Origin of the sequence: Parabacteroides timonensis, from assembly GCF_900128505.1 — a bacterium.
Lineage (GTDB): Bacteria > Bacteroidota > Bacteroidia > Bacteroidales > Tannerellaceae > Parabacteroides > Parabacteroides timonensis.
This window is the reverse complement of the sequence record NZ_LT669941.1, coordinates 1,156,091-1,181,509: the sequence shown is the minus strand read 5'-3', so window position 1 is coordinate 1,181,509 and position 25,419 is coordinate 1,156,091. Positions and strand designations below refer to the sequence as shown.

Genomic DNA, 25,419 nt, shown 5'->3' with positions numbered 1-25,419 from the left:
GCAAGAGGGAACTGGACAAGTCCTGTTCTTCCCTCTTGCCCTGCGGGGCAAAGCCTTCGGCTTTAGCGTGTTACAAGAACACGCTGTAATGACACCTGTAATAAGCATTTTCTTTGAAATGCTTATTATCAGGTATTTATCTATTCATATTTCTATAAAAAAGTAATTACCATGCCAAACAGCAGTCGAAAAACGATATTCACTACCATTTCCATAGACAAGGAAACGGCAGCTTTGGTAGAGAAGATATGCAAACGCTATTCACTGAAAAAGAGTGAAGTTGTAAAGTTGGCGTTCGGGTATATAGACAAGGCACATATCAACCCATCCGAAGCACCTGAATCCGTAAAATCAGAACTGGCGAAAATAAATAAGAGACAGGATGATATTATCCGCTTCATTCGTCACTACGAGGAAGAACAACTGAATCCCATGATACGGGCAACAAATTCTATTGCTTTGCGTTTCGATGCTATTGGCAAAACTTTGGAAGCTCTTATTCTCTCTCAACTGAAAGTCAGTCAGGAGAGACAAACAGTGGTACTAAAAAAGTTAAGTGAACAGTTCTGTAATCATGCCGATGTGATAAACAACCAATCGAAACAAATTAACGCACTCTACCAGATACACCAACGGGATTATAAAAAGTTACTTCACCTGATACAACTCTATTCGGAGTTATCCGCTTGTGGTGTGATGGATAGCAAAAGAAAAGAGAACCTGAAAGTTAAAATCAGCAATCTGATAAATACATAGGATTATGCACATAGACTTTGCCCCACCATCTAATGGTATATATAATAATGCTGGTAGTAGCCGACAACTAGCAAATTATATGGAACATGAGGATTTCGAACGAATGGAAAAAGGCATCTATACCGAAGGCTTCTTCAATCTGACAGATGATAATATATACAAATCAAAAGTTATAAAAGATATTGATAGTAATATCGGGCAACTCATAAAAACGGATGCTAAGTTTTACGCTATCCATGTCAGTCCATCGGAAAAGGAGCTTAGGGCGATGGGTAATACAGAACAGGAACAAGCCAAAGCAATGAAGCGCTATATCCGTGAAGTATTTATTCCTGAATATGCCAAGAATTTCAATAAAGAGCTATCTGCTTCGGATATAAAGTTTTACAGTAAGATTCATTTTGACCGTAGTCGTTCCAACAACGTACTAAATATGCACTGTCATTTGATTATAAGTCGTAAAGATCAAACCAATAAAAAGAAACTTTCACCGCTTACCAACCATAAGAATACTAAGAAAGGAGTTGTAATAAAAGGCTTTGACCGTATAAATCTATTCAGACAAGTGGAACAAGGCTTTGATAAACTGTTTGGTTACGACCGCCAACAATCGGAATCATTCGTTTACTATAGCATGATGAAAAACAATTCTCTAACTGAGCAACTTAAACTACAAGAGCAAGAAATTCAGTTTAATGGAAGGGATACAGAGAACAATATTGATCGCAAGAAGGTAAATAATCAAGTTCTTTATGCAGATATTAATAATACTATCATACAAGACAATTCATTCATTTCTTCCATTTCATTAGAAACAAGTTTTCCACATAGTTCTAAAGAAAAAAATCCAAAGCCTAGAAATAGAAAAAAATCATAAACTCATTATATAAATCTCCTTTTTCTCACCTAATTTATCCATAACAATCTTCTATATGTATATAACTAGTATAAAATTTCCTATTTAGTTTCTATTTTACATTTATTGTATTAATTTTGTAGATCACTATAACAAGAATACGATGAACTATTTATTTGAAAATCTAGGTGATGAGCGTTTTCAGGAGTTATGTCAATGCATAATCAACACACAATTCAGTAATACACAATGTTTTCCTGTCGGTCAACCAGATGGGGGAAGAGATGGACTTGCTTACATTGGTAATAAAGGCGAATCTACAGTTTTTCAGGTTAAATTTAGTAGGGATGGAAATAATGTTTCCAATATCTATGAGTGGTTATCATCAACAATAAAAAAAGAACTACCTAAAATAAAATTCTTAGCAGAACGTAGAAATGCTAAAGCATATTACTTAATAACCAATGTAAAAGGAAGCTCACATTTAGATAATGGAACTATTGATAAAATAAAGCATTTTTTAGATGAGACAATACCTATACCCGCATTCTGTTGGTGGAGAGATGATTTATCTCGATTTTTGGATACCTATCCTTTGCTAAAATGGTCGTTTTGTGACATTTTGAATGGACAAGATATATTAAACTACAATGTTTTTCAGAATTTAGAGGAAAAAAAAGAAAAAAGAGAGTCTGTTTTAAGAGCTTATTTGCAAGATCAGTATGATCTTGATTGTGAAGTAAAATTTAAACAAATAGAGTTACAGAACAATATATTTGATTTATTTGTTGATGTTCCTATTATACCCAAAGAAGAAATTAGAAATCTATCTAGAAATGAAGTGAAGTCAAATGTGTTCCAATGTATACGTGCTTGGCATATTCATTCTAAGTATGAACTAGATAAAGTCGATGAAGAATGCACTGGAGCTGTTGACTATCTTTTATCCTTAAATAAATATGTAAAAAGTTCAAAGCTAGTTGTAGAAGGAGGTCCTGGACAAGGTAAATCAACTATTACCCAATATATATGTCAAGTACATAGAGCAAGATTATTAAATAGAAAATGGGAAATTGAGAAAATTCCAATAAAAGTAAGAAATATGCCACTGCAAATACCTTTTAAAATAGATTTAAGAGACTTTGCATCTTGGTTAAATAGGCAAAATCCATATAGTAATATTGTTAATGATAATTATTTTGAAAGAAGGTGGCAAGAAAGCTTTGAGTCTTTCTTGATTGCTCATATTTTTTATCATTCAAAAATTGAAGACTTTGAGATGAGTGATTTTTTTGCCATAGGCAAGAGGGCTGCAGTTCTCATTGTATTAGATGGATTTGATGAAATAGCAGATACTAAACTAAGGAATAAAGTAGTAGAAGCAATTCAAAAGGGTTATTCTAGATTAAGTAGCAATCTGCTATCTTTACAGTTTATAATAACTAGTAGACCTGCTGCCTTTGCTAATTCAAATAGTTTCCCTATTATTGAATATCCCCATTTTGAACTAAGTGATATAAAAGATTCAACAACAAAAGAATATTTAGAAAAATGGATACATTCTAAAAGGATGACTGAAAGAGAGGCTCATTCAATAAGAAAACTTGTTGAAGAAAAACTAAAACTCCCCCATTTAAAAGAATTAGCAAAAAGCCCAATGCAATTAGCAATTTTGATCAGTCTATTAAACACAAGGGGTGAGTCATTGCCAAACAAACGAACATCTTTATATGATAGCTATATAGATCTTTTTTTTAATCGTGAATCTGAAAAAAATGCAGACATAAGAGACCAAAGAGATTTAATTATCAATATTCATCGATATTTAGCATGGGTTTTACATTCAGAAGCAGAAACTTTAAAGAATAACGGAAGAATAGAAATTCAGCGCTTAAAAAATAAATTAAATACCTATTTAAAGTCAGAGGGACATCCCATAGATCTTGCAGACAAATTATTTTCAGTTATGCATGAACGAGTTTGTGCATTAGTATCAAGAGTACAAGGCACATTTGAATTTGAAGTTCAACCGTTAAGAGAATATTTTTGTGCGAAATATCTATATGATACCGCCCCTTATTGCCCTGCAGGCACAGAAAAAAATGGAACTAAGCCTGACAGATTTGAAGCTTTAGCTAAAAACTATTACTGGCACAATGTATTGCGTTTTTTTGCAGGATGCTTTGACAGAGGCGAATTGCCTATGTTAATTTTTAAATTGAAAGAAATACAATCAGATCCAATTTTGAAATATACAAGTTTTCCTCGATATATAACAGCACAGCTTTTATCTGATTGGGTTTTCTCTCAATATCCTAAATTATTCCAAAATGCAATTGAAATCATTTTAGATGGAATAAATATTGGTGCTGTATTATCTGAAGGATATAGAGCAAAAAAGAACACAATAGTGTTGCCTATTAATTGTGGAAAACAAGAACTTGTAAACCAATGTATGGCTTGCTTAAAAAAGTTTCCGACTGAAGATTATGCAAAGGAACTAATCAATATCATTGTAAATAACAATGAAAGCTGCGTTAAAGAGTGGAAAGAATATTGCTTAAATCTTAGCGGAGAGAAATTAACGCAATGGTTTAAATATGGGTATAATCTTGGAATATTATGCAAATTATCATATAATGAAATTGATGAAATTCTCGCAATTGACAGCAATAAAGATTGCAAGAAATTAATACTATTAATTAATAGCAATCAGTTTAATTACATTAATACAAGACCTCAACATAAACAATTATTATTAGAAAATATTTTAAATGGAAATGTGTTTTTTATTGATCGGAGAGGAAATAATTCACCTATCTATCAATTATATAAACTGCTATGCATTCAATATAACGGGAGACTCTATCAAGATACTTTATATGATGTAAATATGCCATATGAATCTTTCTTTTACGACCAAAGAATCATTATGAATTTAGACGAAGAGGAAAACCAAAATGATATTCCAATAGTAGACCCACTTGATGAAAAAATTATCAATATATTAGAAAATTGTAAATCGGTTTTCAGCATGCCAATAGAACAATGGAGAATTAGTATATTGCCATGGGATATAGTAGTAGAGGAAACTAGAAAGATATTTGGAGATTCAATCCTTTTATATGAATATGCAGTTTTATCTGCTGGCATTAAATCACAAACTCAAAAATTCTCCGAGTTTAATAATTTAGAAGATAATAAGCAATCTTTATGTAAAAGAATTCGGTATGCCCGGCTAAAATCAGGAAATGTCAGCTATTGGAAAAAAATTTTAAGTCAATCTGACAATAAGTACTTAGCCCTTCTGGTATTATTGGTTTGGGGGACTGCAAAAACAATAATTGAATTACTTCCCACTATAGATCAGTTGTACAATATTTTATCGGAAGTAAACCAAGACAAATTAATTGAATCTCTTGAAAAACTAGGATGGCTTTCTTCCATGTCAATGACAAAGGAACAGCATGCTTATTTGAGATCAGAACTAAATATATCCGATAAATGTAAACTCATTCTATTTTTAAGAATGAAATATGAAGATCGTATAGAATATATAGATGTTTTTTTCCAATTTTACAATGGAAATGATCTCAAGATATTGTCCTTGAAATTGAATTATCTTATTCAAAATATTCGTCAAGCTGCGAATATCTCTATTTTATTACCAGAAATAAAAAGGATATATTTAAAAATGAATTCACCTTTAAATTTCTATTTAAATAGAAGAAGACATAATATTACGTTAGATTATGAGTCTGCAAAAATAATAATGTCAGATTGTCATTCATATCCAAGAATTTTATGCTCTATTGCAGAAGAAATCTGTCATGATTATGCAATAAAGAACACTAAGGCTGTAGGAAAAATTGCGGCAGACGACGATTGGTTTGAATATTAGACGATTATTACTCATTACAAGATATTAAAAATATTAATTTTGTAAATCAGAAGAAAAAGTTTACCTTTGTTCCTAGTATTCTCCATAAGCAAACTACCGCAAAAGCACGTAGCAAATTAGTGGGATAATTCATGGGATATGCTTGAAGCTAAAAATATAAAGTTTTAAATATCAGCGTGGTAACTCTGAAAGGAGAATCCCAGGCGGATCACTGAAAACAAAACAAAAATCAAGTAAATCCCTGATAATATTTAATTATCAGGGATTTCTTTTTTTCTATTAGGAGTGAGCTGGATTATTTTATGGTTAACTCCATTTGGATGTCACCTCTGGCATACAATGGGTGATATTCTGCAACTTCTTTGAAGCCCAGTTTGCGATAAAGGTTGATTGCCGGTTTTAAAAGAGTATTGCTTTCTAAGAATATCTTTGTTGCACCTAGTTCTTTTGCTTGGTTTATCACAGCTTCGCATAAAAATCGTCCGATACCTTTTCCCTGAATATTGGGTGTTACGGCAAGTTTTGCTAATTCGTAATCATATATCGAATCATTCATTTTACAAAGGGAACATACACCGACTGGTTCACCTTTATAGGTTGCAACAAAAATATAGCCACCCTTATCCAATATATTTTCTTGTGGATAATCAAGTATTTCCAAATCATGTGCTTCCAATTGCCAATGTGAAGTAATCCAGTTTTCATTCATTTGAAAAGCCAAGCTTTTTGAAGAAAATGTGTAATCGGTTACGTATAATCCTGATACAAGCAGCTTTTTCAAGTTCTGTCTGATAATCAGGCATAAAAACGAAATGGCCTGCTTTCACAAGCGGGCCATTCCTTATTAACCAAAACCTTAACTATGAAAAAATTTACGTTTTTCATAAGCGAATATACGATTTATTTTTGAATTACCTCATGAAAATCTTATTATTTCTTCTTCCAATCGCATTTTTAACATATTCTTTTCATCTCTTGCGTATTTCGACGGATTTCGATATCACCTTTGATCGCTTCTATTTGTGCAATACTTATTTTCATATATTTTCTGCTATGAATTTGTTGAATACCTCTAATTGTTTCTCTGTATGGAAGTAATGAGCTGATCCCTCGACAATCTCCAACCGACAGGAAAACTGTTCGGCAAATTGGGATATGACGTCATTTTCACATAGTTCGTCTTGGCTGCCATATAAAATATGAGTAGGAATAGTCCAATGGGATACCGGATGGTTTTTTACGAAACTGTAATAATCCCAATATAGCTTTTGTCCTATGGGAGTGGATATGGTTTGTTTGCTTTCCAGTTCTTGTTCCGTAATGAAAAACCAACTCATTATATTTTCGATAAGACGTTGCATATCGACGATCGGGGAGAGGAACCAGGCTTTTTCTACCGGTTCGTCAGGATAGGCCAGGAGGCTGAAATAGGCTCCCAGGCTGTTTGCAAATAAACTGATATGTTTCCAGTTGGCTTTTGCATATTGCATGACGTCGGCCAGGTCTTTGATACAATACTGAACTTTGCAAGGCGTGCCTTCGTTGATGCGATCTCCGTGTTCCGGAAGGTCGAAACTCAATACCTGATAGTTGTTTGTCAACGCATTTTTGGCAACGATTTCAATCGGTATATCGGCTTTATTTGACATATTTCCATGAATTGCAATAATGACTTTTTCAGTGTTGTCTCCCCATAGGATGGCAGGTATATTATTTATTTTCAGGACTGTCTTTTGCATGATCGATTATTTTGTCACTTTTGGACAAAAGTATGGCTTAATTTTCAATCAGGCAAAATTGCTTGGATTTATCTTTGTACCTGTTATCGACCTAATTCTTCCTTTCGTCATCCGAATAGGCCGGTTTGTCTATTACCTTTTAACAGGAACGAAAATCAACCTACTTTTATCCAGGAGAATAATAAAAATAGAAGAGTCGACTTTATTTACAATCTAAAAATTGAACAAATGAATAACTTATCAAAAATGAAACTTCTCGGGCTATTGCCTGAAAAGCCGCAGAAAGCAACTAACATAGAAACGCCCAATGTCCATGAAGAATTAATCAAACACATAGTGGAAATGAGCCATTCGGAAGATTATTCACATGTCTTTCGGACGCTGACACTTGCCCTTGCCCGGAATAGGAAGTAATAAAAAGTTGTATCGACAGGAGTGATCGCGTTTCAAAAAGCTATATTTGTAATCTTATAAATAAGATAATTGAAATCTAGTTACTTCATATATCCGTCATTGCCTTTATTCCAATATGTGAAATACTATTGGATATTGAGAACGAATGAAACAGGGAGCATGTCTATCCAAACAATACCGTCCGGATGCATGCATCTTGTTTTCCATCGTGGTGGCAATTTATTGCTTTCAACCGGGAAATCGCAACCGAAATGTTTTGTCCGTGGACAGTTCTCCGTTCCGGGAAGTCTGTCTCCTGAAGGTGAAATCGATATGATTGCAGTCATATTGCACCCTTTGGCAGCAAAACTCTTCTCTTCGTATTCTATGAATGAGTTTTGTAATCAATATATCCCGGTGGAAGATCTGGAAAATAGGGAGTTGAATCATTTGGTAAGGACTGTGAGGGATGAAGCGGACATATATAAATGCATTCGGCAAATAGAGTTATTTTTGCAAAAAAGGCTGATGGCAGATAATTGTAATTCTAAAAGAATCGCGAACTCGATTCAGTTGATTGTAAATCATCCTCAGGTCAAAATAGACTCTCTTGCCGATAATGCTTGCCTGGGATACAGGCATTTTAAAAGAATATTCACCGAACATGTGGGGATGAATCCCAAAGAGTATTATAGAGTAATCCGTTTCCAGCGGTTGTTGTATATCTTGCAGCAGAGGCCAGATATGGAAATTACCCAATTGGCTTATCTCTGCGGATTTGCCGATCATTCGCACCTGGTAAAGGATTTCAAGTCTTTTACGGGGGTGTCGCCTACTCAATACCTTTTGTCACGTTCCCCTTATTCTACATTTTTTTCCAATGATTGCAGGTTGAATCTTATCAAAAAACATTGATGTCTGAATTGATCTGATAAGTCATATTTTTACAAGCATAGGTAAAAGCCGGACACTATTTTTGTCCTCTGTAATGGTTACAGCCATTTTAAATGAAATGATTAAAAACGATGCATTATGACGAACTTTGAATTTTCAGAAATTGTAGAAGGTATTTCCAGCGTAATCGGGACAGAAGAGGTGATATTGTGCGGCTTGCCAACAGAAACGATCACTTTGAAACGCAATAAACAAAATCGCACGATAAAACAGATTCTGGGCCATTTGATCGACTCGGCTTCCAATAATCATCAGCGGATGATCAGGCTCCAATATTGTGAATATTTGCTTTTCTTTCCTGATTATCGCCAGGATAATGATCGGTGGATTGCTTTGCAGGATTATCAAAATGCAGATTGGGATAACTTGATCCAGCTTTGGAAGTTTTATAATTTGCATATTATCCAGGTTATCCGGTCGGTCGACCAGACGAAGTTGGATAATTATTGGTGCGACTTTGAAGGAATAAAGGTCACTTTGCGGGAAATGATAAAAGGATATTTAGATCACCTGCATCTTCATATCAATGAAATTCATGATTTGATGCAGGCATAAATAGAAGGCTGTGTTCCAAAATGTTTTTTAAAGAATTTATTGAAGGCACTCTGACTTTCGAAACCAAGCAGGAATCCGATCTCCGGCAAAGGAATTTTCTCTTTCAAATATTTTTGAGACAATTCCATACGGAGACCATCCAGTATCTTTTGATAGGAAGTGCCTTCTTCTTTTAGTTTTCTTTGGATATTACGTTCGCTCATATTGAATCTGCCTGCAACATGTTTTAAGGATAGGTCGGCATTGGATAGGCTATGCATAAGGTATCTGTGAACCGTTCTGGTTAAGCTGTTATTTCCTCCTGTCTCATGTATTCGTATCTCATTCATGTAGTCTTCGAAAATAGTAAGTATTTCCTTATTTCCTGTGATTATGGGTAAATCCAATATCGCCTTGTTGAATGTGAGGATCAACCGGTCATGGTTGAAGATGACGGAACAACCCATATATTCTTCCAGCTTATCTTTTGTCCCTTCTTTATCATACATGGAGTAGACAACGACCGGATGTATGAATCTGCCGGTAAAACTATAAGCATATTGAAGGAAAAAGCCGCATTGCATTTCGATCCACTGCTTTGAGGCGACCGGATATAACATCTTGAATTGAGGTTCTATTGATATTTCGAGGGAAAAATGAATGTCGTTTTCTTTTGTTTCAAATGTATATATATTATTGATGGCCGGATCGAATGGATTTTCATTCTCAAAAATTTCCCGCACGGTCTTGCTTTGGTTATAAATATTGAAGAAGCTTCCGGTCAGGACAAAGGGTAATAAGAATCCTGTTTCGAGGCCTATCCTTGGATTGCCGGTCTTTTTTACGATATACTCCAGATATACTCCCAGTATGTTTGCGTCGATATAAGATGTCGGGTTTTGCAAAAGGGTGTAGTCATATTTTAATCCCGCCAGTATTTCGGATATTTCGGCTTGTGTTGTTCCGAAGTGCTTTAGAAGCATATTTAGTAAGCCTGCTGTAATAAACATATATTTGATTTGTCGCTTTCGGACAAAAGTATGGCTTAATTTTCACTTGCCCAAGATTTGTAGTATCTATCTTTGTCGCATGTAAATGTTAAACATAAAACAAATAGATATGAAGCTTTGGAAGTACAGTGGAACATTTTTGACTTTAACGGGGGTGATACATACAATTTATGCTTTCTTTATAGGGAAAGAAACCTATTGGGGAATGCTTAAAGACGGGTTATTCAATTTAAGCGGTGAAAATTATGAACGAGATTTTGCTTTTTGGTTTTTGGTATGCGGAATTATACTTATTTTTTGGGGGCAAACACTTCAACATTATATTGAAAGAGAGCAAAAACCAGCTCCGCAGTCTTTAGGTTATTCACTTTTGATATTTACCCTGGTTGGTTGTTTCATTATGCCGGCCTCCGGATTCTGGTTTTTTCTTCCGCAAGCCTTGATCATTATTTTTTCAAATAGAAGACAGACCGGCAGGGCTTAACACCAATTCGTAATCCGCTACTCCCAGCCAGCGGTCGAACTTCAATCCGACTTGTTCGAATCTGGATACCTGGTTGAAGCCTAGTTTGGCATGTAAGATGTTACTTGTTTCATTTCCTTCTGTTATGCAGGCGATGAGTGCATGGAAGCCTCTGCGACGGCATTCGTCGATCAATTTTTGCAGGAGTTGACGTCCGATGCCTTTGCCTGTGTGTTTGGGAGAGAGGTAGATTGTGGTTTCCAACGTGTATTTATAGGCCGCTTTCTCTTTCCACGGGTGAGCATAGCAATAACCTGCAATTTCGTTGTCTGCTTCATAAACAAAATAGGGGAAATCTGTTGAGATCGCTCTTACACGGACACACATTTCTTCCTCTTTCACAGGTTGTGTTTCGAATGTGGCTGTACTGTTTATAACATATTCGTTATAAATAGCCGTAATAGCTTTCACATCTTCTAATCTTACCTCTCTTATCATATATCATAACTCTTTAGGGCTGTAAAAGTAAAGAATTATTTTAAAAGATCATCTATGATATTATACTGTTGATTAAAGAACAACCGCCTTTCGATGCGTCCGCTTCTGGAGAGCAGGGTAGAGATTTTGCAGAAGGATTTGATCCATTCTTTTATCTTTTCGAAGCTCTCCTCCGAGTTCTCTATTATTGAGAAACTGAAATTTGTTTGAAACAGGACCAGGTGTTTATTGCCGGATGCGTAATAGCCGCTGGTAAAGCCTATATCGGTGGAAGAAACGAGGAAATCGATTTCGGAAAGGAAAGGGATGCTGGGCGTATAAGTCCCGTTCAGTGCCATCTCGATTTTCGACAAAATATCTTTCAGTTCGTCTTTTATATCCTCTTTTTCCTGCGGGGTGATGATATGCATCCGGTAGAAATTATCTATTTCTTTGGCCATCGTCCAGATCAGTGAATTGTCCCAGATATAAAAAGCTTTCTCGAAATGATATACTTCGTTGTATTTTTCTGTTATTTGGGTCAATTTGTAAGGTGCATTCCATTGGGAGAAATTGTTGAACTCTTCCGATTGCACGAAGTAGTTTCCCCATTTGAAGAACAAGAACTTCATCATCAGGGGAGAAGCTATGCAGAATTCCAGCGGTAAAGAATTGTGTACACTTCCTGTTTCTCCCGGTTCGTCCCGGTTGACGTTTCCGATCTGCTTCAGGTTGAACTCTATCATATTGTACAGGGAGTCCATCGAGTGAAATTTGCATGGCGACTCCAAGACAAAAGGAAGCCATTGGAGATTGACCTCATCGTACAACAAGCTATCCAGCGAGATATTCATCGTTTTGGCTAACACACCCATTTCCCTGACTGAAAAGTTTACTTTTCCCGCCATCCTTCTGTAAACGGACTCTTTTTCCAACATTAAAATATCAGATATCTGGTTTATAAGGTCTACCTTTTTGGGCTCTCTCTTATATAATTCTTCTACGAATATATCGTGTAAATTCATTTTTTCCATTATCGAAAAATAGGAATAATTCTTCGAAAGAAAATCGGATGCGGAGATAAAATGTACTTTCATGCAAAATTTGATTCTTTGCCATCCGGTTTTCTCTTTTTTTGTCAAAACAGACTATGTAAATTCTCTAAAAGGTTCAGGATTATTTCTTGTTTTCGATCATTTTCCGGTGAGGAATGGATCATTGGATGTAGATTACTCCGAAATGTCCAACGAACACCGCACGGAGTAGATAAAGTTGTCTTTTCCGGGCTTAGGCATTCGGTTACTTTTGTTTCAAGAAAACGAATGTCCTATGAAAGTTCAAAGGATTATATTGTTACTGACAGCGGTTCTGTTCTCGACAGTAACCCATGCGCAGAAGATTGCTCTGAAAAACAACCTGCTGATGGATGCCATGGCGTCACCCAACCTGGGAGTAGAGTTTAAAGTCGGAGAAAGAACCACGATCGATATTCCCGCCAGTCTGAATTTGTGGAGTTTCAGTGATACAAAAAAGTTCAAGCATGTTGCCGTGCAGCCCGAAGTCCGTTGGTGGTTATGCCAACCTTTGACCGGGCATTTCTGGGGAGCGCATGCGCATTATGCCTCTTATAATGTAGGCGGCATCGGTCCTTTCAGTACGATTAAAGAGAATCGGTACGAAGGATGGCTGGTCGGTGCGGGTATCAGTTACGGTTACAATTGGATACTGGCTCCCCGCTGGTCGATTGAAGCCACCGTAGGCGTAGGATATGCCTATCTGTCGTATGATAAGTTTCCGTGTGGAAAATGCCAGCCGTTGGAGCATAGCGGAACAAAGCATTATTTCGGACCGACGAAGCTGGGCTTGACGTTGATCTTCCTTATAAAATAATAGAATTATGGTTACCAGTCATAACATAAAACTGAAAGTCGTTTTCCTGGTGGGGATTGTTTCTTGTATTCTCTCTCCCTTGAACGTAAACGCGCAGCAGAAGGTTTCGGATGTACGTGTGGTTGTACGCGACATACGGCAGGAAAAGGACAGCGTACGTGCCATACTTGAAATTGAAGCCAGGGGCATTTCTGTCGGCCCGAGGGGACAAGCGTATTTCTTTCCGGTAATCCGTACGGAAACGAATGAAAAGAAAATGCTTCCTCTCGTCGTCCGTGGTAGAACTCAGCAAGCAGTCGTAAACAGGTCGGAGATGCTTTCAGGGGATGTTGAACCTGTTTATGCCTGCTTTAGTGTGAAACGGCGTCGACCTTTGAACGAGAAAATAACATATAGCTGTACGGTTCCCCTGGAAGCATGGATGAGAAATGCGAATGTAGCCATGGTGCAGGAATATAGAAACTGCCGGGGAGAGTTTCGCCGTGTCTCCGTAGAGATCATAGCAGACAGTATCCGGTTTATGGAAAAGCCGGAACGGACAATGCCTTATATCCTTCCTGTAAAAATACCTGTTCCGCCACGCGAACAGATAAAGAATCGGACAGAGACCGGCGAGGCGCAGATTGTCTACCGTGTTGGAAATGCCGAGATCAATCCCGCCCTGGGCAACAACCAATATGAACTGGATAAGATACGGAGCAGTATCGAAGATATAAATAATGTACAAGGCGTTCGGATAAATACGATAACGATATCGGCTTATGCATCTCCTGAAGGAACCTGGCAAAGCAACCTCGGTCTCTCCGAGCGACGTGCCGCTTCCCTGACCGGATGGCTTCGAAGGAATTATGATTTGGCAGGCATTACCCTCTCGTCGCGAGGATATGGTGAAGATTGGGAGGGGCTCGCGAAGCTCGTCAAGGAAGACCCGGTTATGCTTGCAACGGAAAAAGAAAATATCCTCGGAGTGATACGAAATGAAGAAGCAGCCGACAAACGTAAAAGGTCGCTGATGCAATCCCGTGGCGGACAGACCTGGAGTTATCTCCTTTCCAATCTTTTCCCGCCGCTTCGCCGCAGTGCTTACCGGATTGATTTCACCGTGCCCGAGTATTCGATCGAAACGATAAAGGAGGTCTATCAGACACATCCGAATATGTTGTCGTTGTATGAATTCTACCTGTTGGCGAACGAGTATGAACCGGAAAGCCCGCAGTTCCGCGATGTGATCGGGAAAACGTCCGCAATGTATCCGGATGAAAAGATCAATCGTTTGTCGATGGCCGTATTCAGTTATCTCTCTATGGATATGGAAGCAGCCCTGGAATATCTCAGCGGCCTGGAAGACGAGCCCGATGCCTGGCTGTATTTCTCGGCTTTCCACGCCCGCAACGCTGAACTGGAAACAGCCGCGAAGTATGCCGAACGAGCCCTCGATGCAGGCAATCCCGATGCCGCGAAGCATATTGAACTGATCGAGAAATATAAGGTCGCGGAAGACGTGTATCAAAAGAAACTGAAAGAGTGGGAGGAACTCATATCTATATAATCACTAAAAAGTAAAAAAATGAAACTTAAATCTATTTTCATGTCAGTGTTGGCGATAGCCATGTTGACAAATTGTAACGACGATGATGGAGGTCCTAATGGAAATGAAGGGATAGATGCCGATGTTGCCTACCTTTCCATCAAGATCGAAACGCAAAAGGCAACCCGTGCCTCGGGAGAAAATCCGGGAGCCAACGAAAGTGATCTTGAGACGCTTTACCTGGTAATCTTTGATAGCGAAGGAAATGTAACCGGTATTCCGGGAGCCAGCAATTATTCCATAAAGATTTCTCCAGCCACGGCCAGTCCGGCAGCCGTTAAGGTTTCGGCTTCTGCCACCGGGCTGCTGGTGATTGCCAATCCGGGTGAAGAACTGGAAAACCGTATCGGAAGTATCAATGCAACCTCTAGTTTCAGCTCTGTAAATGCAGCGATCCGGGGAGTGGCCGAAGATGAGGTGACAGGTGATGTTAACAGCATCAGTAAAGGCTTCGCCATGATCAACAGTGGTGATGAAACAAGTCTCAGCGTAGGAGATAAGATGACCGATCTATTGATTGACATCACCGGTAAAATCTTCAAACCGGATGAAGGAGAAGATGACGCTGATGCGAAAGCGAAAGCCGAAGAAACAGACAACAGGGTGGAAGTCAAGATCGAACGCCTGGCCTCGAAAGTGGAATTGAAGGTGAAAGATGACCTGGATGTAAGGCCTTCGGGTGCCTTTTTCGACTTTGGAAGATGGACGCTTGATGTGGTGAACACCGAATTCTTCCCTTGTGCGGATAAGACCATATTGAAAGTGCCTCATACGGCCACTGATCCGTTCTATACCTATAACTTCTATACACACGATCCGAATTTCACCGGAGATGTGGGAGCGGGGCTTGCTTTTGCAGAGGTCGATCCGGATACGTTCGATCCGATCCTATTGACTCCTTATGGCTGGATGGAACCGTCTGAAACCGGGGCACTCGCAATTGCCTATTGCCTCGAAAACACGATGGATGCCAATTATCAGCAGTTCGGTAATGCTACCCGTCTCGTGATAAAAGGTACTTATTATCCGAAGGAGCATACAACCAGGACTGGCGACTGGTTCAATTTCGCGGGTGAAAATTACATGGATTTGGATGCTCTCCAAAAGAAATATTCGGAATCGACACTCGAGTCGAACTTAAGGAAAGCCTGCGATAAGATGTTTGGAGCGATCAAAACCTATGCAGAAAAGAACGGCCTTGATCCCGGAGCAGATTTCGCTGCACTGACAAAAAACTTCCTGAAGGATATTCCTAATGGCGGCGAACTGATTAAAGATAAGAAAAACGATGTCATCCGCTGGTATCAGAACGGTCTTAGTTACTATTATTATGAGATACGCCATGATAATGAGACTGTCAAAGAAATGGATTTCGGTAAGTACGGAGTCGTGCGCAACAACTGGTATTCACTGACATTGGGTATTGTTTATGGAGCCGGAACACCTTGGTATCCCGATCCGAACAATCCGGGTCCTGGCGATCCTGATCCCGAAGACCCGATCGATGAATCGGCAGGTTATTTAGGTATCACGGTCAAGACTGCACCATGGGTTATCTGGGAAAATGAGATTGGTATCTGATGACATTTCAGTTTCCTCGTAAGGACACTCTGGTTTCCTCGGCAGGAAATTACAGTTCCCTGCGGAGGAAATTACAGTTCCCTGCGCAGGGAACTCCAGTTTCCAAAACACGAAACTACGAGGAAACTGTAATCGGTTGTACGCTAGTTGCCTAAGTCTTTTTGAAAGGATTAGGATTGTAAATAATAAATACAGGGAAATGAACACGAAAAAGACATACCGATATCTGATCAGGTTAGCTGTAATAGCTTTCGTTCCGCTTATCCTGTTATCCTGCGAACGGATCAAAGACGATATGGACGATTGCGGGATATATCTCGAATTTATTTACGATTATAATATGGAATATACCGACTCTTTCGACCCGCAAGTCGGCTCGGTAGACCTGTTTGTATTCGATGAAGCTGGTAAATATCTGTTTACCAAACAGGCTTCTCGCGGAGAACTGATAGGCAATAAGCGAATGTTTCTCGGTGGCGACCTTCCTTTCGGGCAATATAAGATACTGACCCTCGGAGGATTATCCGGTAGTTTCAGGGTTTCCGATAGGGAAGGAAATGCATTTGTTCCCGGGAAAACCGATCTGGAAGAGGTGCAGGTCGCCTTAAAACGCGAATCAAGTGTCGTGTCCCATGAGTTTCCTTCTCTATGGATAGGAACGGCACAGGACGTCGAATACCGGGCCGACCTTTCTGTATATCCTGTTTCCCTTATCAAGGAAACGAACCGTTTCGACCTGGTATTGGCAAGGTCGGAGGGAAGCCCGAAAGAGGCAACAATAGCAGATGCTGCTCTCTACACGTTCGAGATCGTTACTCCCGAAGGTGCTGTGTATGGTCATGATAATGCACCGAAAAGAAAGGAGAAGGTGACATATACGCCTTATTTTTCTGCCGCAGGGGACGGTGAAACGGAGTTGTCCGAAGCCCGCATCAATACAAACCGCTTATTTTGCGCGAAAGAGTATGATTATCGTCTCATCATAAGAAGTGCAGCAACCGGTAAGCTTCTCTGGGACTACGATCTGATGAACTTGTTGGAACATACCAAGCCCGCTTCGCGTCCCGACGGTAGCACGCTGCCTATGCAGGAATACCTGGACCGCCAGAGCGAGTGGCATATCGTGGTTCTCTATAAGGAAGAACCCGGTCGTGGCCCCGAAGGTTTTGTTGCCATAAAGGTTGTGATTAACGACTGGATTGTATGGATCAATGATATAGGTGTCTGAACTTTTGAATGAAGAATTTATGAAAAAGATATTGAGCCTGGTAAATATATTCATTGCAACTATTCTTCTGCTTTCCTGTTCTGCCGAGCAGCCGGTGGACGATGTCGATGAGCGGCAGGGAACGAAAGGACTGATGGAGATAAAGGTCGTGACCGATGGCGCTTTGGAAGACGACTATATCCATACTGCCCGCTTTATTACTTTCGACAATGCCTCTGTTTTCCCTTCCGTCGATATGAACGAACTGAAGGAGTTCGACGGGGACGAACAGAAAGCCCGGGTGTTTAGTGCTCTCTTGAAGGTTAGTTGTAATACGGATAAGTTGCTTGTTGTGATATTGAATGAACCCACTGCAACTACCGGGTTCCTTAGGAGTGTGTCTGCCCCTGCTGATCTGGAAGATATTACTTACCTGATGGCCGATGCTTTTAATAATAACCATACTGCCGCCGTTGCAAAAGGAATTCCCATGACAGGAATAGTGAGGAAGCTATCCGTAGCCAAAGAAAATGATTCAGAGGAGAATGCGGTGACGGTGGAGTTGAGTGTCAAGCGGGCAGTGGCACGTGTCGAACTCTGGCTCAGGACGGAACAGGGAATCCCAGCGGAAGTGAATACATCGACCACCGTCACCCTGTCGAAATCGCATGATGGAGGATATTTGATGGCTCCGGAACCGGCCGAAGACTTTGGCCATATGCCGACGGTCGCCTCTCCGGATAAAGAGGTCACCTGGCGGTATACAGGCTCTAATCCGTTGAAACTGGCAGATACATTGCAACTTGTTTGTGCTTTTTATACACCGGAAAGAACATGCTCGGCCAGTGGCGATGCCGATAAGCTGGTGTTGGATATCCGGAAGATCAGGGCGGCTGGTGAAGACAGGGATGCGGTGACCGTTCTTTCTGATTTTTCGAACGAAGGCAGTCCTTCCCGTATCATAACCGAAATCAATCGGAATAATGTATATAAAATAGCCGCGTATGTTAAAAGAAAAATGGTGGAGTTTGATCAAAAGGTGGCTCCGTGGACAGATGTGGGACAGAGTATTATCATCGATCCCCAGTATTTCCTGACGGTAAGCCGTGATGATCTTTACTTGCCGGAAGACGGCGATAATACAACTATTAAGGCGGAAACCAATTACGACCGTGTCGATGACGACAGAGGTTTCCCGAAAGGAATATGCCTGGGACTGACCCGGTATTATGATAGTTCCGGGCAACCGGTGGAGGATACCGGAAGTTATCTGTACGGTTGGTTACTTTCCGCTACAATGGGTGAAGAAGGAGATCTTATACAGGAAATACTCTTTTATGTCTCCGGGGTCGATTCTTTCGACTATAAAGGTTGTTACGCGACAGTGGAGGTGAAGGCTGGCAACCTTATCAAGCTGATAAAGGTCAGACGTTGATATAAGTTATACATATATAATATAGATATAATATGGAACGAGATAACACATGGCCTGGACTGATCTGTACAACCCTTATTTTTCTGTTATTGAATAGTTGGGGATGTGTGGATGAACAGGAGATCGGTGGCGGTACGCAGGGAAAGAAGGTGATGATGGAAATGACTATTCCCGGTCTGGAAATCCCCACCGTCACACGTTCGATGGAAGATGAGAAAGGGGAAGCAGCAGTAAATACGATCGATCTGTTGATATTCGATAAATCGACTCCGGCCAGGCTGATCCGGCATCTGAAGATAGATGATTTTTCCCAGGAAATATCGGGCGAAGAGTATAAGGTTCAGTTTCAGTTGGAATTGCAGAAAGATGAAAATGCCGGTTCTGTTGTCGTTGTTGCCAATGCAGCCAAAGAGCTGGATGCGGCCTTACCGGAAAGCCCGGTCGACCTGGAAAAGCAGGATTTGTTGGAGGCATTGATCTTTAAAACTGCGGCCGATAAAGAAGGCTCGTATAAATGGAATGTCTCTTCATCCGGTTATACGCCGATCCCGATGTACGGGGAAGTATCGGTAAGCAGTATTACGCCGGGCATGAAGATAACAGGCATTGAACTGATCCGCATGCTGGCACGTATTGATGTGGAGAATAAGGTGAATGGTTCTGTTTTCAACCTGCAGGAAATCTATCTGGTCAATTATCATACAGGTGGATTTATTGCTCCGGCCTGGAACCCGTTGACCGGGGCTTTGTTGCAGAAAGAGGACGAGACCTATCCTTATACGAAAAACCTGAATCCCGTATTGCCCGTATCAGCCCGAAAACCTGAGGGTACGCAAGAGGCAGCCATGAAGTATGTTTATAGTCAGGGAAATAATTCGGCCGGTCCTCTTCTGGCCGGAGAGATCTATATTTATGAAGAACCGAAAGCGGAAACTCAGAAAGGAGTATGCTTAATCTTGAAAGGAAATTACAAAGGGACGGAATATTATTACCGTGTTAATTTCACATCCGATAAAACCAGTACAGGGAATGGTCCCAATATTAAAACCGGAGATAATGTATCATTATATCGTAATCATAAATATATCGTTACTGTCACAGCCGCCGAAGGAATCGGTTACAGTACTTTTGATCAGGCGCTCAATGCGTCTACCGTATTATCTAATCTGAAAACTTCGATCCTGATCGTGGATATGACAGGAATAAAGAATATCGTCTATGACGGGCAGTATTTTATGGGAACTGAAAGCAAGATCATCGATATCCCGTGGAGCGTCAATAAAGAGTTGATGCATCGGGTAAGTTCCGACTACCACGATGACTGGAAGGCGGAAGTGATCGACTCTACTACAACCGCCTGGCTGAAATTCGCTAACGGGAATGCCAGTGATAAAGGTACGGATATCAACCAGTCGGGACTGGATCTTCGTATAGCAACTCTCGCTTCGCCTTGGAGCGGCAGCGATTATGTGAACGGCCGGATCGTGTTTACGGCCGGACGTCTCCGCGACACGATGATTGTCCAGCGGGTTCCGATAGCGAATGTATTTGCACGCAGCAACATTGTCTTTCGTTCTGGAAAACTGACCTTTGCCGTTACTGCTGAGGATAATGCCACCATTCCGGCCAATTCGCAGGGCGTGTTCTTTAAGTGGGGATCATTACTGGCTTTTGCCCCGGTGGGAAATCCGTATGACCCGGTGAGGCATGTTGTTTATAATCCGACGGGATATTCGCCAGGAAGCTGGGGTGGAGGTCTTGAAGGATGGGATCGGGTTCCTTATGCACACGAGGATTTCGGTTTCACTACGCCTCCGCTAACGGGTGAGGATATGGATGCCTTTAAAGATTATGAAGGACAATCGGGTTTCAATGAAAATAAAGGGATCGGTGATATATGCCGTTTTATATCAGGGAAAAACGGTTGGGTGGAAGGTAAATGGCGTTTGCCGACCTATAAGGAATTGGATTTATTGTACAAAGAGTCGCCTACAAAACCGGAATTCCCGTCTGGCGGCGATTTTAAAAATGTGACGGCTGCGCTTGAACCGTCTGCCGGTAATTATTCCGGTGGAACGTATTTGGTGACCAGCGGGTTGCTGGCCGGACTGAAAGCAATCGGTTCTACGGTGACTGCCGGAGAAATGAAAACACCTCCGGACGGAACTCTTTTTCTACCTGTTTCCGGACATCGTTATCCGAACGGTGACGGGGCTGTCGTTCATATTGGTGCATATGGCTATTACTGGTCTTCAACCCCCACTGACGATATTGCTGTTTATTATCCTTTTTTGTATCGGAAAAGGTTAGAGTTTTCCGATGCCGACCGCTCGTATGGGTATCCGATCCGTTGTATAAGGGATTACTAACCACCATAAATAATTAGACGATGAAAAGAAAAATATGTTTTATATTGATAATTGCTTTGCCGTTGATATTCTCTTCACTGACAGCCCAAACGAGGATAGGTGGTTTTCCGTTTTTCCGTTCTTTTCTGGATGGAAAGATGAAGGATGTCGAAAAACCTGTTCCTAATAATCTTTTCGCTAAACCGGGTGTGGATAGGTCTAATAAAGCGGAGCTAGTCGATGAGCTTGGCTTACAACTCACAACAAAGAAAAGTGAAGTCGGCGCCTTCTATCTTCCCGGTTATCCCTTTACGACCAACGACGGTTTGAAGATCGAATTTGAATATATGATGTATCCGACTCCGGGTTCTACCGGTGGTATAACGGATGGGATTACTATGTTTCTGGTTGATGCCGACCGGGCTGGAAATTTGGAATATGGTGCTGAAGGAGCCGGTTTCGGCTATACTTACAGATGGACGAATAGAACTCTGGGAGGTGTCAATATCGAGAAACAGCGGATAAAAGGAATTCTAGGCGGTTATCTGGCTATTGCTCTGGATCAGAAAAATTTGAAGACTATCCGTATGGAGGGACAGGAACAACGGAATGGAGTTCCTTATTTCGATACAAATTCAACCCCCAGTGAAAAACCAACAAAATATAATACTCCGAGTAACATTACAATCAGAGGAGCTGCTGGTCCCGATAGACAGGATTTAACTTCCCGCCATCCTTCAGGCTCTTTGCAATATACTTTGTACGAGGGGGATTGGGGATATCCGGTGTTGGCAACAAGATATACGGGAGGAAACAGTGACGCTTCCAATCTGAGGAACGAAGCAGGTTTTATTTTGAATACAGATACCGGAGGATATGAACAGGGCACTTTCCTGCCGGGTGGTATTATTCCTCCGATTGCACAACCGTTTGATATTGCTGGTGGCAAAAGGTTCGAAAGTCCGGAAGAGGCTGAATATCGGAAAGCAATCATCAAACTCGAATCGAATCCGGACAAATCGGTGGGTGGGTTTAAAATAACAGTAGCTGTACAACATGGAAAAACGTCGACAACGGTGATTGAGAATTTTACCTTTCCGGCAACGCTTACTTATATAGAAAACGGGTTGCCAGGTGCGATACTTAACGATTATGCCTATGTGGCAACTGTTCCTCCCCGGATAACTTATACGGTCGATACTCCTGACGAGCTGGTTATAGGATTCACTGCCGCAACGGGAACGGAAACGAACTATACGAATGTCATCAAGAATCTTCGTATCACCCCGTTATACGGAGCCAATACAGCCAATGATGATATAACGGATCATCGTCGGGGACCTATCACAATACGTCCTTTGGAGAATGATTTGGGTTATATCGACAACGGCGGTACGCCGATAGGAAGTAAAGACTATCTGGACCCTTCGAGTTTCCGCTTCTGGACGGATGAATATACTTGTCTGGGAGAAGGGACATTTGAACATTTCGTCTCAGGAAAAGGGCGATGGGTGTATGATGAGAGTACTGCCGAAGCGTTATTTTTCCCGGTGAAAGGCTATAAGGGGGAAGTGTCGATCATGTACGATATCAAAGGAAACGAATCTCCATATGATGATGAGAAGTTTCGTTCGTCATTGGCGACCATATCCGTAACGATAGTGGATAATTATCCTTGATATGTACCGACACTATTAATAGCTCAAATTTGATAAAAACTGAGTCTTTTATGAGGCTCCGCCTCATGCCGCAGGCTCTCTTTTGCCGTCTGCTTTAGCTGACGGATAGATTAAATGCTCCGGCTTTGTCGGATTCCTTTGTGGGTTTTAACCCTTTTGAGATATAATGGTAGTCCCTGTTTTAAAGGGGCTTAAGCCCACAAAGGAAGAGGCTTTGCCTCCTGTCTTTTATATCCGTCGGTTAAAACCGACGGCAAAATAGAGCCTACGGCACAAGGCAAAGCCTTGTTGAAGACAATGACACGAATAGGTTCAAATTTGACAATAACTGAACTTATTTTGGTGCGGTTCTTTTGGTTTCAGGGTACTGATAACGGAAATTACTTTTATATTTTAGCAAGGGCCTGATCCAGATCGGCTAGCAAGTCATCGATATGTTCTGTTCCGATTGATAAGCGTACTGTACCCGGATAAATCTCCTGTTCTGCCAACTCTTTTGCATTGAGTTGTGAATGTGTTGTGCTGGCTGGATGGATAACCAGTGATTTCACATCAGCAACATTTGCCAACAGTGAGAATATTTCCAGACTGTCTATAAAGCGGTGCGCTTCTTCTTGTCCCCCGTTTATCTCGATTGTGAAGATGGAACCGGCTCCTTTCGGGAAATATTGTTCATAAAGGGTATGGTCGGGATGTGTTATTAATGCTGGGTGATTGACCCTCTTTACTTTCGGATGGTTTCTTAAATACTCTACGACTTTCAGTGCATTTTCCACGTGACGCTCTACGCGTAATGAAAGGGTTTCCAAACCTTGCAGCAATATAAAGGCATTGAATGGGCTAATGGCTGCTCCCGTATCGCGTAACAGGATTGCACGGATGCGGGTTACATAAGCTGTCGGACCGGCGGCATCAATAAAACGTACACCGTGATAACTTGGATCGGGCTCAGTCAGTTGAGGAAACTTGCCGGAAGCTACCCAATCGAATTTACCGGAGTCGACAATGACGCCACCCAATGAAGAACCGTGTCCGCCGATGAATTTGGTGGCAGAGTGTACAACAATATCTGCACCGTGTTCAATGGGACGGATTAGGTAAGGTGTACCAAAAGTATTGTCGATAATCAGAGGAATTTTGTGTCGATGGGCGATATCGGCGACAGCCTTTATATCGATAATATTTGAGTTCGGATTGCCTAGTGTCTCAATGAAAACAGCTTTTGTATTTTCCTGGATCGCTTTTTCAAAGTTCGATAAGTCGGAGGGATCGACAAAAGTCGTTGTCACACCGTATGTAGGGAGTGTATGTGCCAGTAAGTTATAACTTCCTCCATAAATGGTTTTGGCAGCTACAATATGATCGCCTGCACGGGTGATATTCTCGAATGCATACGTAACGGCTGCTGCTCCTGAAGCGAGAGCCAGTCCGGCCACGCCTCCTTCAAGTGCGGCTACACGTTGTTCGAAAACTCCCTGTGTAGAGTTAGTCAGGCGCCCATAAATATTGCCCGGGTCCTGTAAACCGAAGCGGGCTGCTGCGTGGGCTGAATTATGGAACACGTATGAAGTAGTCTGGTAAATGGGAACTGCACGTGCATCCGTAGCCGGATCGGCTTGTTCTTGTCCTACATGAATTTGTAATGTCTCGAAATGTAATTTCTTTGTTGCCATAATTGTATATTCTTTTTAGTTTGTTTATTCTTGAATTATTTTCTGACAAATGTATGGCACTTGGTTATATCAAACAAGATTTAGATTAAATATGGAAAATGTCACTATATTTGTGGCTGTATAAAGAAAATATGAATTGAGGAACTGTTAAAAAGGTTTCTTGTAAAGAATTTTATTCTATGGATACTTTGGATAAAACGGATTTGCAAATTCTCCGTACGCTGCAAGAGAATGCCCGGTTGACGACAAAAGAGCTGGCTGCCCGGGTAAGTCTTTCATCGACACCTGTGTTCGAACGCCTTAAACGGCTTGAAAGTAACGGATATATAAAGAAGTATATTGCCGTATTGGACGCCGAAAAGTTAAATCAGGGCTTTGTGGTTTTTTGCAGTGTAAAACTGAGCAGGCTTAACCGGGATATCGCAGCCGAGTTTACGCGGATAATACAGGATATACCCCAGGTAACAGAATGCTACAACATATCCGGGCGTTATGATTATCTTCTGAAGATCCATGCTCCGAGTATGAAATACTACCAGGAGTTTATTCTCAATGTTCTGGGAACGATTGACAGTCTGGGTTCTCTGGAAAGCACTTTCGTTATGGATGAAGTGAAGCATGATTATGGCATTCATGTTTAAGAGACGGGTAGGTATAAAAAAACGAAATGGCTAACTTTCACAAGTGGGCCATTTCTTAACCAAAACCTTAACTATGAAAAAATTTACGTTTTTCAACAGCAAATATACAACTATTTTTTGAATTGCTGTAATGATGCTCTGTTTTTTTGATGATTCATTTGTTTTTCCTGTTGAATAAGGTGGAGACGAATGAAATGCCGTTTATGACTTCTTCAAATGCAAAGGCTGGCTGGCGTAATGGTCGATATTATTCATTATAGTTTCATTATCAGATATATAAACAGTATATTTGTC

The 25,419-nt window shown here is 40.6% G+C and carries 22 protein-coding genes; 16 read left to right on the top strand and 6 right to left on the bottom strand.

Features of this window, described 5'->3' with window-relative positions; genetic code table 11:
- Positions 1–171: 171 nt before the first annotated feature.
- From BQ7394_RS12375 to BQ7394_RS12365, 3 genes are all read left to right on the top strand, one after another.
- Positions 172–756: a BfmA/BtgA family mobilization protein gene (locus tag BQ7394_RS12375; RefSeq protein WP_075557722.1), complete on the top strand. Its 585-nt coding sequence runs from the start codon at positions 172–174 to the stop codon at positions 754–756.
- Positions 757–760: 4 nt separating this feature from the next.
- Positions 761–1,633 (top strand): DUF5712 family protein, encoded by an 873-nt coding sequence (locus tag BQ7394_RS12370; RefSeq protein ID WP_075557721.1) that lies wholly within the window; start codon positions 761–763, stop codon positions 1,631–1,633.
- A 142-nt stretch (positions 1,634–1,775) separates the two neighbouring features.
- Positions 1,776–5,513, top strand: a complete 3,738-nt coding sequence (locus tag BQ7394_RS12365; protein WP_075557720.1) for an NACHT domain-containing protein — start codon at positions 1,776–1,778, stop codon at positions 5,511–5,513.
- A 295-nt stretch (positions 5,514–5,808) separates the two neighbouring features.
- Here the strand turns inward: BQ7394_RS12365 and BQ7394_RS12360 are convergent, their stop codons facing one another.
- Together BQ7394_RS12360 and BQ7394_RS12355 are read right to left on the bottom strand one after the other, a co-directional pair.
- Positions 5,809–6,294, bottom strand: a complete 486-nt coding sequence (locus BQ7394_RS12360; RefSeq protein ID WP_235848738.1) for a GNAT family N-acetyltransferase — start codon at positions 6,292–6,294, stop codon at positions 5,809–5,811.
- A gap of 256 nt (positions 6,295–6,550) precedes the next feature.
- Positions 6,551–7,252, bottom strand: a complete 702-nt coding sequence (locus tag BQ7394_RS12355) for an alpha/beta hydrolase (protein ID WP_075557719.1) — start codon at positions 7,250–7,252, stop codon at positions 6,551–6,553.
- Between the two features lie 228 nt (positions 7,253–7,480).
- On the opposite strand from BQ7394_RS12355, the gene BQ7394_RS12350 reads away from it, so the two are divergent.
- From BQ7394_RS12350 to BQ7394_RS12340, 3 genes are all read left to right on the top strand, one after another.
- Positions 7,481–7,666 carry a hypothetical protein gene (locus BQ7394_RS12350; protein ID WP_075557718.1) on the top strand — a complete coding sequence of 62 codons (186 nt, stop codon included), beginning with the start codon at positions 7,481–7,483 and terminating at the stop codon, positions 7,664–7,666.
- 69 nt (positions 7,667–7,735) lie between these two features.
- Positions 7,736–8,560 (top strand): AraC family transcriptional regulator, encoded by an 825-nt coding sequence (locus tag BQ7394_RS12345; protein ID WP_075557717.1) that lies wholly within the window; start codon positions 7,736–7,738, stop codon positions 8,558–8,560.
- A 117-nt stretch (positions 8,561–8,677) separates the two neighbouring features.
- Positions 8,678–9,154 carry a DinB family protein gene (locus BQ7394_RS12340; RefSeq protein WP_075557716.1) on the top strand — a complete coding sequence of 159 codons (477 nt, stop codon included), beginning with the start codon at positions 8,678–8,680 and terminating at the stop codon, positions 9,152–9,154.
- Here the strand turns inward: BQ7394_RS12340 and BQ7394_RS12335 are convergent.
- Positions 9,133–10,143 (bottom strand): AraC family transcriptional regulator, encoded by a 1,011-nt coding sequence (locus tag BQ7394_RS12335; RefSeq protein ID WP_075557715.1) that lies wholly within the window; start codon positions 10,141–10,143, stop codon positions 9,133–9,135. The two genes, BQ7394_RS12340 and BQ7394_RS12335, sit on opposite strands and share 22 nt — an antisense overlap.
- Positions 10,144–10,252: 109 nt before the next feature.
- Between BQ7394_RS12335 and BQ7394_RS12330 the strand changes: the two genes are divergently transcribed.
- Positions 10,253–10,627, top strand: coding sequence for a DUF6463 family protein (locus tag BQ7394_RS12330; RefSeq protein ID WP_075557714.1), 375 nt, complete (start codon positions 10,253–10,255; stop codon positions 10,625–10,627).
- Here BQ7394_RS12330 and BQ7394_RS12325 read toward each other — a convergent pair.
- Together BQ7394_RS12325 and BQ7394_RS12320 are read right to left on the bottom strand one after the other, a co-directional pair.
- Entirely contained in the window at positions 10,598–11,104 is a 507-nt protein-coding gene (locus tag BQ7394_RS12325) for a GNAT family N-acetyltransferase (RefSeq protein ID WP_075557713.1), read from the bottom strand. The genes BQ7394_RS12330 and BQ7394_RS12325 overlap by 30 nt on opposite strands.
- 35 nt (positions 11,105–11,139) lie before the next feature.
- Entirely contained in the window at positions 11,140–12,180 is a 1,041-nt protein-coding gene (locus BQ7394_RS12320; RefSeq protein WP_075557712.1) for a hypothetical protein, read from the bottom strand.
- On the opposite strand from BQ7394_RS12320, the gene BQ7394_RS25800 reads away from it, so the two are divergent.
- The 8 genes from BQ7394_RS25800 to BQ7394_RS12285 all read left to right on the top strand — a co-directional run bounded on the left by BQ7394_RS25800 (position 12,179) and on the right by BQ7394_RS12285 (position 22,811).
- On the top strand, positions 12,179–12,349 hold the full coding sequence (locus BQ7394_RS25800; protein ID WP_154674741.1) for a hypothetical protein: 171 nt from the start codon (positions 12,179–12,181) through the stop codon (positions 12,347–12,349). The two genes, BQ7394_RS12320 and BQ7394_RS25800, sit on opposite strands and share 2 nt — an antisense overlap.
- Before the next feature lie 63 nt (positions 12,350–12,412).
- A complete protein-coding gene (locus BQ7394_RS12315; RefSeq protein ID WP_075557711.1) occupies positions 12,413–12,973 on the top strand; it encodes a DUF3575 domain-containing protein in 561 nt (186 codons plus the stop codon).
- A gap of 7 nt (positions 12,974–12,980) precedes the next feature.
- A complete protein-coding gene (locus BQ7394_RS12310; RefSeq protein ID WP_075557710.1) occupies positions 12,981–14,522 on the top strand; it encodes an OmpA family protein in 1,542 nt (513 codons plus the stop codon).
- 18 nt (positions 14,523–14,540) lie between these two features.
- A complete protein-coding gene (locus BQ7394_RS12305) occupies positions 14,541–16,142 on the top strand; it encodes an Mfa1 family fimbria major subunit (RefSeq protein ID WP_075557709.1) in 1,602 nt (533 codons plus the stop codon).
- 199 nt (positions 16,143–16,341) lie between these two features.
- A complete protein-coding gene (locus tag BQ7394_RS12300; protein ID WP_075557708.1) occupies positions 16,342–17,370 on the top strand; it encodes a FimB/Mfa2 family fimbrial subunit in 1,029 nt (342 codons plus the stop codon).
- A 19-nt stretch (positions 17,371–17,389) separates the two neighbouring features.
- Positions 17,390–18,784, top strand: a complete 1,395-nt coding sequence (locus BQ7394_RS12295; protein ID WP_075557707.1) for a hypothetical protein — start codon at positions 17,390–17,392, stop codon at positions 18,782–18,784.
- Positions 18,785–18,816: 32 nt separating this feature from the next.
- Positions 18,817–21,153 (top strand): fibrobacter succinogenes major paralogous domain-containing protein, encoded by a 2,337-nt coding sequence (locus BQ7394_RS12290; RefSeq protein WP_075557706.1) that lies wholly within the window; start codon positions 18,817–18,819, stop codon positions 21,151–21,153.
- Positions 21,154–21,173: 20 nt separating this feature from the next.
- Positions 21,174–22,811, top strand: coding sequence for a hypothetical protein (locus BQ7394_RS12285; RefSeq protein ID WP_075557705.1), 1,638 nt, complete (start codon positions 21,174–21,176; stop codon positions 22,809–22,811).
- 386 nt (positions 22,812–23,197) lie between these two features.
- Here the strand turns inward: BQ7394_RS12285 and BQ7394_RS12280 are convergent, their stop codons facing one another.
- Entirely contained in the window at positions 23,198–24,484 is a 1,287-nt protein-coding gene (locus BQ7394_RS12280) for an O-acetylhomoserine aminocarboxypropyltransferase/cysteine synthase family protein (protein WP_075557704.1), read from the bottom strand.
- A gap of 179 nt (positions 24,485–24,663) precedes the next feature.
- Here BQ7394_RS12280 and BQ7394_RS12275 point away from each other — a divergent pair, with 179 nt between their 5' ends.
- Positions 24,664–25,125, top strand: a complete 462-nt coding sequence (locus tag BQ7394_RS12275; protein ID WP_075557703.1) for an Lrp/AsnC family transcriptional regulator — start codon at positions 24,664–24,666, stop codon at positions 25,123–25,125.
- Positions 25,126–25,419 lie beyond the last annotated feature (294 nt).